We start from the raw sequence: 15,956 nt of genomic DNA, 5'->3' as shown, positions 1-15,956 counted from the left end.
ACTGTGGAGATACGATGGAGGCAAGCACCTTACGGCCCCGCCCCTGCATGCATGCCTCCCCCGCCCTCGCCGCCCTCGTCCTGATCGTCGAGGATGAGGCCGAGATCGCCGATATTCTCAGCGCCTACCTGGAACGCGAAGGACTGCGCACGCTGCGCGCGGCCGATGGCCATAGCGCACTGGACCTGCATCGCAGCGCCCGCCCCGACCTGGTCCTGCTCGATGTACAGCTGCCACGCCTGGATGGCTGGAGCGTGCTGACCCAGTTGCGCCAGCGTGGTGAGACGCCGGTGATCATGCTGACCGCGCTGGACCAGGACCTCGACAAGCTGACCGCGCTGCGCATGGGTGCCGACGACTACGTGGTCAAGCCGTTCAACCCGGCCGAGGTAGCGGCGCGCGTGCGCGCGGTGCTGCGGCGTACGCTGCGCGCCTCGCGCGCGGACGCGCCCACTGCGCTGCGCGTCGGCCCGCTGCTGATCGACTCAGCCACCCACGCCGTGCACGTGGAGGGCGAAGGCTACAGTCACGAAGTGCTGCTCACGCTCACCGAGTTCAAGCTGCTGCACTGCATGGCGCTGGCACCGACCCGCATCTTCAGCCGCAGCGAGCTGATGCACGAATGCCTGCCGGAAAGCGAAGCGCTGGAGCGCACTGTCGACAGCCATGTCAGCAAGCTGCGCCGCAAGCTGGACGAAGTGGGCATGGTCAATGTTCCGGCCAGTGTGCGCGGCGTCGGCTACCGGTTGATGGCTGACCGCTGATGGCCCGACTGCGCCGTTCCGGGCTCAGCCGCCACATCATCGTCTCGATGTCGCTGATGGTGATCGGCGTCATCGTGATGATGATCCTGTCGTCGTGGCTGCTGTACGCGGTGCTGGTCGAGTTCTTCCCCGGAAGTACCGAAGAGCCGGAAAGCTGGTTGCCGACCGGGCCGGAGCTTGCATGGATGGTGGGCGTGATCCTGACCGGCCTGGCGCTGGCCATCGCCGCCTCGTTCCGCCTCGCCCACCGCATCCTGTCGCCGTTGAATTCGCTGGTGGACAGCGTGCGTGCCCTCGCCAGCGGTGACCTCGGGGCCCGCGCCAGCGTCGAGGAGAATTCGCCGGGCGAAGTGGCGACCCTGGTTGAAGACTTCAATGCGATGGCGCGCCGCCTGCAGCACATGGAGAGCGAGCGCGCGATGTGGCATGCGGCCATCGCACATGAGCTGCGTACTCCGGTGACGATCCTGCGCGGCCGCCTGCAGGGACTGGCCGAGGGCGTGTTCCATCCGGACGAGTCGCAGTTCCGCAGCCTGCTCGCCCAGGTCGAAGGGCTGTCCCGCCTGATTGAAGATCTGCGCGTACTGAGCCTGTCCGACAACGCACGGCTGGACGTGCGTCGCGCACGCACCGACGTGGTGGCCGAGGTGCATTCGGTGATGACGCTGGTCGACCCGCAGTTCCGCGCTGCGGGCTTCGTGCTGGAGCTGGAAACCAGCCGCGAGGAACACAACGCGCACTGTGATCCCACGCGCCTGCGCCAGGCGCTGCTGGCGCTGCTGGAAAACGCCCGTCGCTATGCCAGCCCAGGCAAGGTGCGGATCGCTGTCCATGACACGCCGGGCCATGTGCAGGTGGCCATCGAGGATGAAGGCCCGGGCATTGATCCGGGACTGCATGCCGACATCTTCACTCCGTTCATGCGCGCCGACGGCTCACGTTCGCGCCAGGGCGGTGGCAGCGGGCTCGGCCTGGCGGTGGTCAAGGCCATCGCCGATGCACATGGCGGCCATGCCTACTGCACGCCCGGCAGCTGCGGCGGCAGCCGTTTCGTCATCGAACTGCCGCGCCAGTAGCCGGACCAGCGGCCTGCGTGCGCAGGTGTGCCCCCAGCGCGGCCAGATTGGCGTCGATCGCATCCATTTCCTCACGCTGCCGCGCCGGCAACTGCTGGCGAAGCTGCACACGCAATGCCTGCCATGCCGGTACCGCCTGCGCACTGGCAGTGGCCACGGCCGCAGACAGCAGTACCTGCTCGTCGCCCAGAGGCAACCCATAGCCGCCGTCCTGCAGCAGCGTCCCTGGGCGCAACCACTGCCCACTCTGCGCCAGCAGGCCGCGCAGGCTGCGGGTTTCCGCGCTGTCCGCAGCAGCCAGCAGCTGCCGCTTGAGCACATCGCGTGCCCGCAGCTCGGCACGCCGCTGTGCGGCCTGTTCCAGCAACAGCAGGCCGGCACTGGCGCGCAGGTCGCCCTTCAGCAGCCACGGTGCCCGTTGTTCCGCCGGCAGCTTCAACCAGCCGCGCACATCGCGGGCGGGCAGGCTCAGCTGGGTCGCCGCCACTGTGAACAACTGCTGGTAGTGGTCGCGCGCGGAAGCGAAGTAATAGCCCTGTGCCTGCGCGGCGTTGCGGTCCGTGAGTACCCGCTCGTCGAGCATGCCCAGCCGCGCCAGCCGGCGCTTGAGACCGCGCGGACTCAGCTGGGCCAGCCCGGCCTCGCCCAGCCGCGGCACTCCGGCCTGCAGCAGCTTGGCGGTCTCCACCGCACAGTTGTTGCTGACGAAGTAATAGCGCCCGTCATAGCTCCAGTGCACCTGGGCGGTGCGCTCGAGCAGGCTGGCGATCTCATCGCGCTGCAGCCGCAATGGCAGCGACTGCAGGCCGCGCAGTTCGACCTTGGTGTACTCGTCCACCACCTGCTGCAGCGGCAGCACGAACAGCCGCGACGGGTAGCCGCCGGTCAAGCCGCGCCAGTTGGATATCTGCACGTCGCCCACGAACGCGCGGAAGGACAGCACGCGGTGGTGTTCGAGATCCAGCCTGCAGTCCGGCCCCGGTGCGCGCCCGGGCCTGCAGATCACCAATCGCAGCATGCTGTGGCCCCAGCGGCTCATCGGCTGCGCGCTGCCTTCGGCGAACAGGTAATCCACGGCGTAGACACGCGCGGGGTCGAGCTGCAGCAGCGATGCCGCCCCCTCTTCCGATTCGGCCTGCAGCAATGGCAACGCGGTCGCGCAGTGCGACTGCGGCAGCGATGGCGGGGTTCCGAAATGGGCCTGGTACCACCGCGCCAGTGCCGGGCGCCGGCAGGCGAACTCGCTGTCGAGCACGAAATGCTCGGCGTTCACTGCCAGGTACTCGGCCGGGTCCTTCAGTTCATACGCATCGGGGCTGCGGTCACGGAAGTCGTTGTCGCCACGGCCGAGATGCCAGGGCTTGCGCTGCCAACCCGCGAGGTCACGCCATCGCATGCTCTGCGACCAGTTCGCACCGCCACGGTCGGCGACGTGCGTCAGTTCGTGTACCAGCGCGCTGCGGCGTGCGCGCCGGGCGCCCGGCGCACTGTCGCCCAGCAGACTCCGGCGCAGCGCGATACGGCCAGCGAAGGTGCGGCCATGCACATCGGCCGGCAGGTCATCCGTCCAGCGCACCCGCACCTGCGCCGGCAACGCAGCCAGCAGGCCGTCCGGCAATAGTGACTGCACGTCGGCCAGGGTCTGGCTGGCGAGCCGCTGCTGTGCCGGATCAAGACCGGACGGATCAAGCTGCAGGCGTTCAGCTGCAGGCGCGACGTGGGCGGTCAGCAGTAGAGCCACGCCAAACGTGGCGGCGTTCCGTGCAGATGTCATGCAGTTGCCGGCCAGCGGCCGGCACTACCCGAAGGCCGGATCAACGGGCCAGCAGCGCGCGGGCCAGTTCCAGGTCGCTCTGCAGCTGTGCGGTGGCGCTCTGCTCACGCAGGTGGACCAGCGCGGCCTGCAGGCGGGCGCCACGGATCTGGCCGTCGCTGGCAACGAACGCAGCGGCATCGTCGCGCGCGGCCAGCACCACCTTGTCATCACCCGAGCTGCTGCCCGAGGAGCCGGAGGAAGCGCCGGTGGCCGAACCGGCCGAGGTGCCGGCGAAGCTGGAAGCAAAGCCGGCCAGCGGCAGGGACAGCAGGGCGAGCAGCAGAAGCTTACGGGTCATCGGTTCGAAGCCGGTTGTGAGGATGCGTGGAGCGTAACGGGTGCGTGAAGGATTTGCCCGGCTCAGGCGTCGAACAGCTTGCCGGGATTCAGCCGCGCTTGGGGATCGAACGCGCGTTTGACGGCCTTCATCAGCGCGATTTCGGCCGGGCCGCGGGTGCTGTCCAGGTAGCCCTTCTTGACCAGGCCGATGCCATGCTCGGCCGAGATGCTGCCATCGAAACGCGCCAGCACCTGCGCCAGCAGCTTGGTGACGTGCTCGCACTGCGCCACGAAATCGGCGTCACTGGTGTCGTCGGGCTTGAGCACGTTGATGTGCAGGTTGCCGTCGCCGATGTGGCCGAACCAGACCACGTCGAAGTGCGGGTAGGCTTGCCCGATCAGTGCCTGGGTCTCTGCCAGGAACGCCGGCATCGCCGAGATCCGTACCGAGACGTCGTTCTTGTAGGGTTTGTAGCGCGCCAGCGATTCGGTGATGCCTTCGCGCAGGCGCCACAGCTGGGCGGCCTGGGCGTCGCTGGCACTGATCACCCCGTCGCTGACCCAGCCGTTGCCCATGCAGTCCTCGAAGGCCGCCATCGCCGCCGCTTCCTGCGCTTCGTCGTTGGCGGCGAACTCGGTGACCACGTAGTACGGGTGCACCTCGTCGAACGGCGCCTGCGCATCGTGCGCCAGCACATGCTCCAGCGCGCGGTCGGTGAAGAACTCGAAGGCCTGCAGCTGCAGGCGCGCGCGGAACGCGGCGAACACCTGCATCAGCACTTCGAAGCTGGGTACTGCCAGCAGCATCACGTTGCTGGCCGGCGGCGGGTCGGTCAGCTTCACGGTGGCTTCGACGATCACGCCCAGCGTGCCCTCCGAACCGATCAACAGCTGGCGGAAGTCATAGCCGCTGGAGTTCTTGATCAGGCCCTTGTTGAGCTCGAGCAGTTCGCCACTGGCGGTGACCACCTTCAGCCCGGCGATCCACTCGCGGGTGTTGCCGTAGCGGATCACTCGGATGCCGCCGGCATTGGTGGCAATGTTGCCGCCGATCGTGCACGAGCCGCGCGCGGCGAAATCCACCGGGTAGATCAGGCCGTGGTCCAGCGCGGCGTTGTGCAAGGCCTCCAGCGGCATGCCGGCCTGCACCACCAGTGTGCGATCGACCGCGTCGTAGTCCAGCGCCCTGTTCATCCTCTCCAGGCTGAGCACCAGCTCGCCGTTGGCCGCCACCGCGCCACCCGAGAGGCCGGTGCGGCCGCCCGACGGCACCACCGCCACGCCCTCGGCGGCACTCCAGCGCATCACCGCCTGTACCTCCTCGACCGTGGCCGGCAGTGCGATCGCCAGCGGCGCCGGCGTCCAGCGCCGGGTCCAGTCGCGCCCGTAATGCTCCAGGTCGGCCGGGTCGGTCTTCAGCTTCAGGCCGGGACAGGCCTGCTGCAGCGAGGCAATGCGGGAATCGGTCATGACGGTCCAGCGCGGGGCGTGAAGAACGGGCAAGCGTGCCAGCGGCACGCGCCAGCGTCCAGCCCTGCAGACAGGCAGATAGCTACGGATGCAACCAATTGCGCACTGCACCATGAGCGCCGTGATCTGGCATAGTGGTTGGCCCCTGTCCCACTGGCCGTGTTGCCCCATGTCGCCGAAGAAGACCTCGTTCCCGAAGCAGGATATCCGCGTGCTGTTGCTGGAGGGGGTCAGCCAGACCGCCGTGGAGGTGTTCAGCGCCGCCGGCTACAGCCAGATCGAGGCACACACCAAGGCGCTGCCCGAGGACGAATTGAAGGCGCGCATCGCCGAGGCACATATTGTCGGCATCCGTTCGCGCACCCAGCTCAGCGCCGAGGTGCTGGCCGAGGCGAAGCGCCTGATCGCGGTGGGCTGCTTCTGCATCGGCACCAACCAGGTCGACCTGGATGCGGCCGAACTGGCCGGCATCCCGGTGTTCAATGCGCCCTATTCCAATACCCGCAGCGTGGCCGAGCTGGTGATCGCCGAGGCGATCATGCTGACCCGCGGCATCCCGCAGAAGAACGCCGAATGCCATCGCGGCGGCTGGTCGAAGTCGGCCAGCGGCAGCCATGAAGTGCGTGGCAAGACGCTGGGCATCATCGGTTATGGCCACATCGGCACCCAGGTCGGCGTGCTGGCCGAATCGCTGGGCATGCAGGTGATCTTCCACGACGTGGAAACCAAGCTGGCGCTGGGCAATGCGCGTGCCGCGGCCAGCCTGGACGACCTGCTGGCGCGCGCCGACATCGTCACCCTGCACGTGCCGGAGACGCCGGCCACGCAGTGGATGATCGGCAGCACCGAGCTGGCGAAGATGCGCAAGGGTGCGCACCTGATCAACGCCGCGCGCGGCACCGTGGTCGACATCGATGCGCTGGATGCTGCGCTGGCCTGCGGCCACGTCGGCGGTGCCGCGCTGGACGTGTTCCCGGTCGAACCGAAGGGCAACGGCGATATCTTCGAGTCGCCGCTGACCCGCCACGACAACGTGATCCTGACCCCGCACGTGGGCGGCAGCACGCTGGAAGCGCAGGACAACATCGGCGTGGAAGTGGCAGCCAAGCTGGTGCGCTACAGCGACAACGGCAGCACCCTGTCGGCGGTCAACTTCCCGGAAGTGACCCTGCCCGAACACGAAGACAGCCTGCGCCTGCTGCACATCCACCAGAACGTGCCGGGCGTGCTGTCCAGGGTCAACGAGATCTTCTCGCGCCACAACGTCAACATCGACGGCCAGTTCCTGCGTACCGACCCGAAGGTGGGCTACGTGGTGATCGACATCACCGCCAGCGAGGCACAGGCCGCCGCCGTGCGCGACGAGCTGGCCGCGATTCCGGGCACGCTGCGGACGCGCATCCTGTACTAGGTAAAAAGGGGACGGAGGGGATTAAGTCGTTTATGCATTAACGACTTAATCCCCTCCGTCCCCTTTTTTCAACGTGCCAGCCAGCGGCGCGCCATGCGCTGCATGGATTCATCCGACTCCGGGTCGGCCGCGACTTCGGTCACCGGCCGCCAGGCCAGGTCGAGCGATTCCTCGCTGAGCACGAAGGCCTCGCCACCCAGCGCCCGGATCACGAAACGCACGTCGTAGTGCCAGTGCCCCGGCACGTCCTTGCGCTCGGGAATCCAGTGCTTGTCCAGATCGAAGATGGCCGGGTCTTCCAGTACCAGGCCGCTCAGCCCGGACTCCTCCTCGGCTTCCTTCAGCGCCACCTGCGCCAGATCACGGTCGCCGTCGGCGTGACCGCCCAGCTGCAGCCAGCGCTGCAGCTTTCGGTGATGGGTGAGCAGCAGGCGCTGGCCGTCGGCACTGACCAGCCAGCAGCTGGCGGTGAAATGCCCGGCCAGCCGTTCGCGACGGAACGGATCTTCTGGATCGTCCAGCAATGTGCCGAATTCGGCAGCCAGTGCATCGTGGGCGGGCTCGCGGCGGGCGTAGTCCCGCAACAGGCCGCGCAGGCGATCGTCAAGCACGGCAAGGGTTTCGGCGGTCTGGCGCATGAATGGGGGCGGTTCGGAAAAATACTGCTCATTATCGCCGTTCATTGTTGCGATTGCGCTTGTGCGTTGGCTTCAGCTTTGGCTAAGGTACAGCGGGCCGTTCGCACGCCCTTCACCATTCAAGGTTGCCGGCAACGTATCGGCGGCCCACCCCATCCGATCATTAGGAAGTACTGCATGCTGAAAGCTCTGTTGAGGGTCAAGCCGGTCCAGCCGGCCGGGCACGTCGATGCCGGCGAACCCATCGAAGGCAGCCTGGACGGCGAAGCCACGTTGAAACGGACCCTCACGGCTAAACACCTCATCCTGCTGGGCGTGGGTGCGGTGATCGGCGCTGGTATCTTCGTGCTGACCGGCCAGGCCGCGGCCAACCACGCCGGCCCGGCGGTGATGCTGTCCTTCGTGCTGGCCGGTTTCGCCTGTGCCCTGGCGGGCCTGTGCTACGCCGAGTTCGCGGCGATGATGCCGGTCTCCGGCAGTGCCTACTCCTACTCCTACGCCACCCTCGGCGAGGGCATGGCCTGGTTCATCGGCTGGTGCCTGGTGCTGGAGTACCTGTTCGCCTCGGCGTCGGTCGCGGTGGGTTGGTCGGCCTACCTGATCAGCTTCATCACCACCACGCTGCACATGCCCTTCCCGGACCTGCTCAGCGCCGCGCCCATCGCCTGGACCGGCAGCGAGTTCGTCTCTTCCGGCAAGCTGTTCAACCTGCCGGCAGTGCTGATCGTGGCGGCGGTGTCCGGCCTGCTGTACGTGGGCGTGACCCAGTCGGCGTTCGTCAACGCCATCATCGTGGCGATCAAGGTCACCGTCATCTGCCTGTTCATCGGCATCGGCGCGGCCCACATCGATCCGGCCAACTGGCAGCCCTTCATTCCGGAAAACACCGGCGTGCCGGGTGAGTTCGGCTGGAGCGGCATCTTCCGCGCGGCCACCATCGTGTTCTTCGCCTACATCGGCTTCGACGCGGTCTCCACCGCCGCCGGCGAAACCAAGGATCCCCAGCGCAACATGCCGATCGGCCTGCTCGGCTCGCTGGCCGTGTGCACCATCGTCTACATCATCGTCTGCGCGGTGCTGACCGGCATGATGCCGTACCACCTGCTGGGCACCGACAAGCCGGTGGCCACCGCGCTGGAGCCCTACCCGACCCTGTCCTGGCTGAAGACCCTGGTCGAGATCGGCGCCATCGCCGGCCTGTCCTCGGTGGTGCTGGTGATGATGATGGGCCAGACCCGCATCGCCTACACCATTTCCCGCGACGGCCTGCTGCCGAAGTTCTTCGGCAAGGTCCACGCTCGTTTCCGCACCCCCTATTGGGCCACGATCGTGGTCGGCGTGATCGCCGCCGCACTGGCCGGCCTGGTGCCGCTGAACGTGCTGGGCGAACTGGTGTCGATGGGCACCCTGTTGGCCTTCGCCACGGTCTGCATCGGCGTGCTGGTGCTGCGCTATACCAAGCCGGAGATCCACCGCCCGTTCCGCGTGCCGGCGGTGTGGATCATCTGCCCGCTTGGCGCTGCGGCCTGCCTGTTCCTGTTCTGGCAGGCGTTCGTGGTGCACTGGCACCTGTTCGTCGGCTGGACCGTGCTGGGCATGCTGATCTATCTCGGCTATGGCATGCGCAACAGCAAGCTGGCCAAGTCACCCTGATCCGCCTACGGGCCGGCCCTGTGCCGGCCCGTCCGTTTTCCCCGCGCGCCAGACACGGCGCGCTTCGACAAGACCACCACACATGTTCAAGCAACTGTGGGCCACCAAGCACCCGCATGCCGCCCATGAAGACGCCAACGGCCTGAGCCTGCGCCGCCACCTCGGCCCCTGGGGCCTGACCGCCCTCGGCATCGGTGCCGTGATCGGCGGCGGCATCTTCGTCATCACCGGCCAGGCCGCCGCCAATCACGCCGGCCCCGCGATCATGCTGTCGTTCGTGCTGGCCGCCATCTGCTGCGCCTTCTGCGCGCTGGCCTACGCCGAGTTCGCCTCGATGGTGCCGGTTTCCGGCAGCGCCTATACCTATACCTACGCCACCTTCGGCGAACTGTCGGCCTGGTTCATCGGCTGGATGCTGGTGCTCGAATACGGCGTCTCTGCGTCGGCGGTGGCGGTCAGCTGGACCGGCTACTTCCTCAGCCTGCTCAGCCAGTTCGACATCCATCTGCCAGCGGCGCTGGTCAGTGCGCCACTGGACGCACAGCTGCGCCCCACCGGTGCTATCGCCAACCTGCCGGCCGCTGCGCTGGTACTGCTGCTGACCTGGCTGTGCTACGTCGGCATCAGCAAGTCATCGGCAATGAACATGGCGATGGTCGTGCTCAAGACCGGCCTCATCCTGCTGGTCATCGTGGTCGGCTGGAAGTACGTGGACACCAGCAACTGGACGCCGTTCATCCCCGCCAACGAAGGCCCCGGCAAGTACGGCATGGAAGGCGTGCTGCGTGGCGCGGCGATGGTGTTCTTCGCCTACATCGGCTTCGAGGCGGTCTCGGTGGCGGCGCAGGAATCCAAGAACCCGCAGCGCGACATGCCGATCGGCATGATGCTGTCGCTGGTGGTCTGCACCGTGCTCTACATCGCGATGGCCGCGGTGATGACCGGCCTGGTGCCGTTCCAGCTGCTGGGCACCGACGAACCGGTGGTGACCGCGGTGGCCGCGCATCCGCAGCTGGGTTGGCTGCGCTGGGTGGTCGAGGTCGGCGCGCTGGTCGGCCTGTCCTCGGTGGTACTGGTGATGATCATCGGCCAGCCGCGCATCTTCATGATCATGGGGCGCGACGGCCTGCTGCCGCCGGTGTTCACCAGGATCCACCCGAAGTACCGCACCCCGCACATCAACACGGTGATCACCGGCATCGGCATCGCGCTGCTGGCGGCGCTGTTCCCACTGGACATCCTTGGCGAACTGACCTCGATGGGCACGCTGATCGCGTTCGCGGCGGTGTGTGCCGGCGTGCTGATCCTGCGCCGCACCCAGCCGGACCTGCCGCGCCCGTTCCGCATGCCGATGGCCTGGCTGATCTGCAGCCTGGGCGTGCTGAGTTGCCTTGCCCTGCTGTCGGCGATGACGATGCACAACTGGATGCTGATGGGCGTCTGGACCTTCGTCGGTTTCGTGATCTATTTCTGCTACGGCTTCAGGCACAGCCGCCTGCGTGTGAAGTAGGGTTTTTTGCATTGCAGGGCCTGCGGCCCTGCACCCGCTGGAGCAACGTCAACGTCAACAGCAACAGCTGGACTGAGGGTTTGGCGGGGAGGGGGGAGATTACGGGGGACGCTGCAAGTACATCCCTGTAAGCTCGGTCGCCGCATCCATGCGGCTCACGCCCCCGCAACCTCCCCCCTCCCCGCCTCCGACAGTCTCCTGGCACGTCCGGTAGATCCACGCCATGCGTGGATGAATTGCGTCTGAGAGATGAATTCTCTCCGGTCGATGAATTCCCTGTAGAGCCGAGCCATGCTCGGCTCCGAGCAAGCGCAGCGCCGCGACCCGCTTTTCGCTTTTCCTTCTTCACTCCGTGGCCGGCCGTACACCGGAACCTGTCAGAGGCGGGGCGGGTGGGCCGTGTAGGGGCGTTGGCGCCATGGATGGCGCCATCGAGCTTACAGGGACGTACTTGCAGCGTCCCCTGCACGGCCCACCTGCCCCGCCCCGCCCATGAACCGCTCTATACGACCAGCCACGAGGGGCTCAGCCGTTGGCCGAATCCAGTAAAATCGCCGGCATGAACGCCCCCACCTTCCCCTACGACACCGCGCGCCTGAGCGAACTGGCCCAGCTGCTGATCGACAACGTCCGCGAACTGGCCCACGCCGGCTGGACCCCGGCCACCAGCAGCAACTTCTCCCACCGCCTGGACGATCGCCACGCCGCGATCACGGTGTCCGGCAAGGACAAGGGCCGCCTGATCGAGGACGACATCATGGTGGTGGACTTCGACGGCCAGGCCGTCGGCCGTCCGCTGCGCCCGTCCGCCGAGACCCTGCTGCACACCCAGTTGTACCGCCGCTTCCCGGACGTCGGCTGCGTGCTGCATACGCACTCGCCGGTGCAGACCATCGCCTCGCGCCTGTACGCGCCGCAGGGTCATGTCCGCCTGGAAGGCTACGAGCTGTTGAAGGCCTTCGCCGGCAACAGTACCCATGAAATGGCCATCGATGTGCCGGTATTCGCCAACACCCAGGACATGAACGTGCTGTCGAAGCAGGTCGATGACCTGCTCGACCGGCAGAACCTGTGGGGCTATCTGATCGATGGCCACGGCCTGTACGCCTGGGGCCGCGACATGGCCGAGGCGCGCCGTCACCTCGAAGCCTTCGAATTCCTGTTCCACTGCGAACTGGAACTGCGCAGGCTGCGCGGCTGAACCGGCGCACAGGTGCAGATGCCGATCCGGAATCTGCATCCTGCGCCCACCCTGCTACCCTGTCCTCCCCCCGAGACGTTCAAGCTGCCGCCATGAGCCGACTGCGCATCTACGACGACATCCGCCCCGAATCGCCGCTGCTGGACACCCAGGACGGCGCGGTCATCGCTGCCGAGCTGCAGAAGATCGGCGTCACCTTCGAGCGCTGGCAGGCCACCGCGCCGGTCGCACCGGGCGCCAGCCAGGAGGAAGTGTTCGCCGCGTACCGCGCCGACATCGACCGCCTGGTGGCCGAGCGCGGTTTCAAGAGCGTGGACGTGGCCTCGATCGCCCCGGACAACCCGAACCGCGCCGAGCTTCGGAAAAAGTTCCTCGACGAGCACTTCCACAAGGAAGACGAGGTGCGCTTTTTCGTCGCCGGCTCCGGCCTGTTCACCCTGCACGTGGGTGACAAGGTCTATGAGATCGAGTGCGTGAAGGACGACCTGATCGCCGTGCCCGATGGCACCACCCACTGGTTCGACATGGGCGAGGAACCCAGCTTCGTGGCGATCCGCTTCTTCACCGAGCCGGACGGCTGGGTCGGCCATTTCACCGGCACCGACATCGCGCAGAAGTTCCCTCGTTACGTACCCACCCAGGCGTCCTGATCCATGCAAGCCCGCGTCATCCTGACCGACATCGAAGGCACCACCAGCAGCATCTCGTTCGTCAAGAACGTGCTGTTCCCCTATGCGCGCAAGGCGTTGCCCGCGTTTGTCGCCGAGCATGGCCAGCAGCCTGAAGTCCGCCGCTGGCTGGACGCGGTGGCTACCGAGATCGGCGGTGCCTGCCAGGACAATCTGGTGGCCGAGACGCTGCAGGGCTGGATCGACCAGGACCGCAAGCACACCGCCCTGAAGGCGCTGCAGGGGCTGATCTGGGACGAAGGATACCGCCGTGGCGACTACACCGCGCACTTCTACCCGGAAGTGGCGCCGGTGCTGAAGGGCTGGCACGCTTCCGGCCTGCCGCTGTACGTGTACTCCTCCGGTTCGGTGCCGGCGCAGAAGCTGTTCTTCGGTTTCAGCGACGCCGGCGACCTCAGCCCGCTGGTGTCGGGCTGGTTCGATACCGAAGTCGGCGGCAAGCGCGAGGCCGACAGCTACCGCCGCATCGTGCAGGCCATCGGCGTACCGGCCGGCGAGATCCTGTTCCTGTCCGATGTGGTGGAAGAACTGGATGCCGCCCGCGAAGCCGGGTTGCAGACCCGCCTGATCGATCGCCTGGATGATTACCCGATGCCGCGTACCGGCCAGGCCGCCAACGGCCACGAACGGGTCGAGAATTTCCAGCAGATCCAGCTGTAAGCAAAATGGTAGGTGCCAACCTTGGTTGGCATGCTGCTGGTGTGCCAACCAAGGTTGGCATGCTGCTGGTGTGCCAACCAAGGTTGGCACCTACCAAAGCGGGAAACCCCTCAACGGTCGTTGAGGGTCTTCACCTTCAGCGCTTCGCGCAGGGTAACCAGATCCACCGGGCCGCGCACCGCGATATCACGTGTTTCGCCCGGCAGCAGGTCCAGCAGGTTGTCTTCGACCTGCACATCCAGCGCGCCGAAGTCGATCCACGCCGCGCGCACGTACGCCGCGCTTTCCAGCCGCAGACGATAGTGGTCCCCTTCGATGGACAACGTGGCCTTGAGTTTCTGCCGCGGCAACAGCTGGTCCTTGGCCTCAACGAAACCGACCACCTGCCGCGCGCTCACGTCGCCGTGCTGCAGCAACTCGAACACCGCCACCGTACGCGTGGGGTCGGCACCGGCCAGCAGCTCTGCATCGCTGAAATCGCCCATCGAGGTGACACCCGCCGCCACCAACGTCACCGTTTCCTCGCGACGACGCAGCAGCTTCCCCTCCACGTCCATCACCCGCAGACGCCAGCGCGCTTCCAGTGAGGCGCCATCATTGATCAGGCGCACCCGCGTGCTGCCCTCGTCGCGCAGCGCTGTCACCGTCACTGGCGCGAAGAAACGCCGCGCGGCGAAGTGCAGCGCCTTCCAGCGGCCGAAATAGTCCACGCTGGACCACGAGGCGCCGGGCCAGACATCGTTGAGCTGCCAGTACAGCGAACCCATCGTGTATGGCCGCGAGGCGCGATGATGCAGCGCCGCCAGTGCGATGCCATCGGCCTGCATCACTTGGCTGAGATAGACGAAGTCCTCGAAGTCCTTCGGCGTGCCGTAACCCAGTTCGATGTAGTGCAGCAGGCGGCTGTTGCCCTCGCCGGCCATGAATTTCTGGTGCGCGCGGATCACCGGGCTGTCGATGCGCTGTTCGGCGCGGGTGGCGATCTGGTCCACTGTCGCCACCGACGGCCACGCCTGCAGCCCGTACTCGGACATGAAGCGCGGCGTCTCGCGCAGGTAGGCCTGCACCGGCAACGCCGGATTACCCCAGACCTGCCAGTAGTGCTTGTCGCCACGCGTTGAATCGTTGGCCTTCTCGTCAAGGTCGTTGCTCGGTGAGCTGGACCAGTACGGCACACCCAGCCCCTCCTCGCCCACTACTTGGCGCAGGTCGTTGCCGAACAGGTCGACGTAGCCCTGCCAGACCTTCGCCGCAAATGCCGGGTTGGCCGCCTTCAGGTCGCGGCCGTGGCCCCAGTCCTTCCATGCGGTTTCTTCCTCGTTGTTGCCACACCACAGCACGATGCTGGGGTGATGGCGCAGACGGCGCACGTTGTCGCGTGCTTCGGCCACCACGTTGGCACGAAACGCCGGATCGTAGCCCGGCTGCATGCCGCCGCCGAACATGAAGTCCTGCCAGACCAGCAGGCCCAGTTCGTCGGCGATGTCGAAGAACGCGTCGTCCTCGTAGTAGCCACCGCCCCAGTTGCGCAGCATGTTCATGTTGGCGTCGCGCGCGGCCGTCAGCACTTGGCGCAGGCGTGCGGCATCGACGCGAGCGGGAAAGGCATCGAACGGAATGACGTTGGCGCCCTTGGCGAAGATCTCCACGCCGTTGATGACGAAGGCAAAGCCCTGCCCGCCCTTGCGGTCTTCCTCGCGGCGCAGTTCGACCGTGCGCAGCCCGATGCGCTGCTCGCGCGCCAGCTCCGGCGTGCCACCTTGGTCCAGGCGGGCCTGCACCGTGTAGCGGTCCTGCGCGCCGTGGCCGACTGGCCACCAGCGCCTTGGATCGGCCAGTTCAACCGGAACCTCGATGCTGTTCTGGCCGGGCTTCAGCAGCACCGTGCGCTGCACCTGGGCCACGTTGCGGCCCTGCGGATCGCGCACATCCACATTCACCACGGCCGAGCCCGCCGCCGCGCCCTGCTCCACTTGCAGCAGCACGGCCAGCTTCGCCTGCTCCGCGCTCAATGCATCTGTACGCACCGCAAGATCGGTCAGGCGGTGAGCCTCCCAGGCCTGCAGGTCAACCCCGCGCCAGACGCCGGCGGTGACATAGCGAGGCCCCCAGTCCCAGCCAAAGTGGTAGGCCGGCTTGCGCACGAAGTTGCCGACCATCGCGTCCTTCGGCTCATCGCCATACGGCGACGGGTAGTTGCCAGCGATCTTGTGCGGCATTGCCTGCACGCCCGGCAGCAGGGTGCGGATAGGCGAACGGAACACGATCTGCAGTTCATTGTCCCTGGCCCGCAGGCGCCCATTCACGCGCGCGCGCCAGGTCCGGTGCGCGTTGTCCGCGCGCAGCAGCGGCTTGCCGTTGAGGCTGACGTCGGCGTAGGTATCCAGACCGTCGAAGCGCAGCTCGGCATTGGGCTTGGCCAGCGTCGCCGCATCCACGTCGAAGCGGGCGCGGTACTCCCAGGCGGCCAGGCCAATCCATTGCAGTTCGGCCTCTGGTGCGCCGACATACGGATCACGGATCAGTTCGTGAGCCAGCAGGTCGGTGTGCACGCTGCCCGGCACCGTCGCCGCCCGCCATTGCTGCAGACCTGGATGAGCGGCGCCCTGCGCGTCGCCGGGCAGCATACGGAACTCCCACTGTGCCTGCAGCGGCGTGGCAGCGACCGGGAAGGCGGACGCCGCGATCAGCAGCAGGAGCAGGCGGACAACGAGGGGAAGGCGATGCACGGGATGCTCCTGTCTTTCCGCCGGGCACGGTCCGGCGCTATCTGCAAGTCCAGTTCACGG

General features: G+C 66.9%; 13 protein-coding genes. 8 read left to right on the top strand and 5 right to left on the bottom strand.

Translation table 11 applies throughout. The features are described 5' to 3' along the window. Positions 1–47 precede the first annotated feature (47 nt). Both ACSYHF_RS09190 and ACSYHF_RS09185 read left to right on the top strand, forming a co-directional pair. A complete protein-coding gene (locus ACSYHF_RS09190) occupies positions 48–764 on the top strand; it encodes a response regulator (protein WP_171956883.1) in 717 nt (238 codons plus the stop codon). Next, positions 764–1,840 (top strand): ATP-binding protein, encoded by a 1,077-nt coding sequence (locus ACSYHF_RS09185; protein ID WP_005416360.1) that lies wholly within the window; start codon positions 764–766, stop codon positions 1,838–1,840. Before ACSYHF_RS09190 ends, ACSYHF_RS09185 begins: the two co-directional genes overlap by 1 nt. On the opposite strand, the gene ACSYHF_RS09180 is transcribed toward ACSYHF_RS09185, so the two are convergent. From ACSYHF_RS09180 to ACSYHF_RS09170, 3 genes are all read right to left on the bottom strand, one after another. Continuing rightward, positions 1,818–3,614 (bottom strand): DUF7844 domain-containing protein, encoded by a 1,797-nt coding sequence (locus tag ACSYHF_RS09180; protein WP_447576332.1) that lies wholly within the window; start codon positions 3,612–3,614, stop codon positions 1,818–1,820. The genes ACSYHF_RS09185 and ACSYHF_RS09180 overlap by 23 nt on opposite strands. Positions 3,615–3,654: 40 nt before the next feature. Then, positions 3,655–3,954 carry a DUF2388 domain-containing protein gene (locus ACSYHF_RS09175; protein ID WP_005416358.1) on the bottom strand — a complete coding sequence of 100 codons (300 nt, stop codon included), beginning with the start codon at positions 3,952–3,954 and terminating at the stop codon, positions 3,655–3,657. 62 nt (positions 3,955–4,016) lie between these two features. After that, a complete protein-coding gene (locus tag ACSYHF_RS09170) occupies positions 4,017–5,405 on the bottom strand; it encodes an FAD-binding oxidoreductase (RefSeq protein ID WP_375366681.1) in 1,389 nt (462 codons plus the stop codon). A 169-nt stretch (positions 5,406–5,574) separates the two neighbouring features. On the opposite strand from ACSYHF_RS09170, the gene serA reads away from it, so the two are divergent. Then, complete coding sequence (gene serA, locus ACSYHF_RS09165) at positions 5,575–6,816, top strand: phosphoglycerate dehydrogenase (RefSeq protein ID WP_111129404.1); 1,242 nt, start codon at positions 5,575–5,577, stop codon at positions 6,814–6,816. A gap of 68 nt (positions 6,817–6,884) precedes the next feature. Here the strand turns inward: serA and ACSYHF_RS09160 are convergent, their stop codons facing one another. Then, positions 6,885–7,499, bottom strand: a complete 615-nt coding sequence (locus ACSYHF_RS09160; RefSeq protein ID WP_005416355.1) for an NUDIX hydrolase — start codon at positions 7,497–7,499, stop codon at positions 6,885–6,887. Between the two features lie 132 nt (positions 7,500–7,631). On the opposite strand from ACSYHF_RS09160, the gene ACSYHF_RS09155 reads away from it, so the two are divergent. From ACSYHF_RS09155 to mtnC, 5 genes are all read left to right on the top strand, one after another. Beyond that, positions 7,632–9,107, top strand: a complete 1,476-nt coding sequence (locus ACSYHF_RS09155; protein ID WP_005416354.1) for an amino acid permease — start codon at positions 7,632–7,634, stop codon at positions 9,105–9,107. 82 nt (positions 9,108–9,189) lie between these two features. Next, positions 9,190–10,617, top strand: a complete 1,428-nt coding sequence (locus ACSYHF_RS09150) for an amino acid permease (protein ID WP_065184963.1) — start codon at positions 9,190–9,192, stop codon at positions 10,615–10,617. A 559-nt stretch (positions 10,618–11,176) separates the two neighbouring features. Next, the gene (locus ACSYHF_RS09145) at positions 11,177–11,818 is read left to right on the top strand and encodes a methylthioribulose 1-phosphate dehydratase (RefSeq protein ID WP_005416352.1); all 642 of its coding nucleotides are present in this window, start codon (positions 11,177–11,179) and stop codon (positions 11,816–11,818) included. A 92-nt stretch (positions 11,819–11,910) separates the two neighbouring features. Beyond that, entirely contained in the window at positions 11,911–12,468 is a 558-nt protein-coding gene (locus ACSYHF_RS09140) for a 1,2-dihydroxy-3-keto-5-methylthiopentene dioxygenase (protein WP_049402829.1), read from the top strand. A gap of 3 nt (positions 12,469–12,471) precedes the next feature. Next, the gene (gene mtnC / locus ACSYHF_RS09135; protein ID WP_005416350.1) at positions 12,472–13,167 is read left to right on the top strand and encodes an acireductone synthase; all 696 of its coding nucleotides are present in this window, start codon (positions 12,472–12,474) and stop codon (positions 13,165–13,167) included. Positions 13,168–13,277: 110 nt separating this feature from the next. Here the strand turns inward: mtnC and ACSYHF_RS09130 are convergent, their stop codons facing one another. Next, positions 13,278–15,896 (bottom strand): beta-mannosidase, encoded by a 2,619-nt coding sequence (locus ACSYHF_RS09130; protein WP_447576327.1) that lies wholly within the window; start codon positions 15,894–15,896, stop codon positions 13,278–13,280. Positions 15,897–15,956 lie beyond the last annotated feature (60 nt).

It is taken from the genome of Stenotrophomonas maltophilia group sp. P373 (assembly GCF_053295075.1).
This window is presented reverse-complemented; position numbering and strand designations above follow the sequence as displayed.

Excerpts from the sequence above, each read along its gene's own strand:
- ACSYHF_RS09190 (WP_171956883.1), top strand. The coding sequence starts at position 48 with ATGCATGCCTCCCCCGCCCTCGCCGCCCTCGTCCTGATCGTCGAGGAT.
- ACSYHF_RS09185 (WP_005416360.1), top strand. The coding sequence starts at position 764 with ATGGCCCGACTGCGCCGTTCCGGGCTCAGCCGCCACATCATCGTCTCG.
- ACSYHF_RS09180 (WP_447576332.1), bottom strand. The coding sequence starts at position 3,614 with ATGACATCTGCACGGAACGCCGCCACGTTTGGCGTGGCTCTACTGCTG.
- ACSYHF_RS09175 (WP_005416358.1), bottom strand. The coding sequence starts at position 3,954 with ATGACCCGTAAGCTTCTGCTGCTCGCCCTGCTGTCCCTGCCGCTGGCC.
- ACSYHF_RS09170 (WP_375366681.1), bottom strand. The coding sequence starts at position 5,405 with ATGACCGATTCCCGCATTGCCTCGCTGCAGCAGGCCTGTCCCGGCCTG.
- serA (WP_111129404.1), top strand. The coding sequence starts at position 5,575 with ATGTCGCCGAAGAAGACCTCGTTCCCGAAGCAGGATATCCGCGTGCTG.
- ACSYHF_RS09160 (WP_005416355.1), bottom strand. The coding sequence starts at position 7,499 with ATGAACGGCGATAATGAGCAGTATTTTTCCGAACCGCCCCCATTCATG.
- ACSYHF_RS09155 (WP_005416354.1), top strand. The coding sequence starts at position 7,632 with ATGCTGAAAGCTCTGTTGAGGGTCAAGCCGGTCCAGCCGGCCGGGCAC.
- ACSYHF_RS09150 (WP_065184963.1), top strand. The coding sequence starts at position 9,190 with ATGTTCAAGCAACTGTGGGCCACCAAGCACCCGCATGCCGCCCATGAA.
- ACSYHF_RS09145 (WP_005416352.1), top strand. The coding sequence starts at position 11,177 with ATGAACGCCCCCACCTTCCCCTACGACACCGCGCGCCTGAGCGAACTG.
- ACSYHF_RS09140 (WP_049402829.1), top strand. The coding sequence starts at position 11,911 with ATGAGCCGACTGCGCATCTACGACGACATCCGCCCCGAATCGCCGCTG.
- mtnC (WP_005416350.1), top strand. The coding sequence starts at position 12,472 with ATGCAAGCCCGCGTCATCCTGACCGACATCGAAGGCACCACCAGCAGC.